The 976-nt window shown below is 51.3% G+C and carries 1 protein-coding gene and 1 tRNA gene; one reads left to right on the top strand and one right to left on the bottom strand.

The features are described from left to right. Positions 1–187 precede the first annotated feature (187 nt). Positions 188–264: transfer RNA gene (locus D8V06_RS07315), tRNA-Arg, on the bottom strand. Positions 265–884: 620 nt separating this feature from the next. Between D8V06_RS07315 and D8V06_RS07310 the strand changes: the two genes are divergently transcribed. Beyond that, the coding region (locus tag D8V06_RS07310) for an Arc family DNA-binding protein (protein WP_130930704.1) at positions 885–976 on the top strand (92 nt) is incomplete at its 3' end.

Here is a 976-nt window from a genome sequence, read left to right as displayed (position 1 = left end):
GCCGGAAGTGGGGCGAATTATAGACACCTGAGATCTGCCGTCAAGCGTTGATTTGAGTTTTCTGTCATTCAAGGGCCAAACCCAAGAAAAACCGCCCGCTTCTATATAGAAGAGGTCACGCACACAGAAGAGACAAGGCAAAACAGACGCCGGCGATTGCCAGGCCAAGGAAGAGAAAGAGGAGATATGGTGTCCCAGGGCAGGTTCGAACTGCCAACCTTCCCCTTAGGAGGGGGATGCTCTATCCAATTGAGCTACTGAGACACTGCTGCCAGCGAAGATACGCAAAGCGATGGACGGCCAGCATGTTAACGACCAAGCCAGACTTTGTCATGTCGTCCTTTTGCTTTTTAAGTGTAGGCATACGCCCTCTAAATAGCAGGAAGCCTTAATTACAGCCCCAACCTCAGGCCTCCATAAGCATCGCCATGCCGGCAAAGCAGAGCGGAGCTAGCCATTGCCGTAAAAAGCAGACACCCCTGCCCACCATTAATCAAGCTGCCACCCATCCTAAAAATGCCTAAGAACCGCCCTACCTCTAGTAAATCGGCCATTTGCCACTATCCTTGTTAAGGTAAGGACCAGTGACTGAATTCGCTCGCCATGCCGTCAGGTCATTGCACACCTACTGACGAGCAGAGGACGCGATCAGCAAAGCGGTGCTGGCAACTTCCAACCAGTCCGCATTTCTGACAATTGGTGCTGGCAGAACGCCTTTATCCAGTTCAATATTTGTCACAGAATTGACGCCAATGATCTGGCTGCTTTGAGGCATGATGCGAGCCTCATCAATTCAGGTTGAACATTTGGCTGCAACGCTTGTCCTAACTGACATCCTGCGGCCAATCCCGAGAACCGCTCCCCTGAACTAACCGGTTAAATATATGCGCCCATTGAAACAGGCAATTTATTCCAGCCGTACGGCTGACAAGTTCGTCGTACGTCTGCCAGACGGAATGCGTGAACGCATTGCCGA

It is taken from the genome of Pseudomonas sp. Sample_24 (assembly GCF_004307605.1).
Taxonomy (GTDB): Bacteria; Pseudomonadota; Gammaproteobacteria; order Pseudomonadales; family Pseudomonadaceae; genus Aquipseudomonas.
Note: the sequence above shows the minus strand (reverse complement) of the source record. Positions and strands in the feature narration are given on the sequence as shown.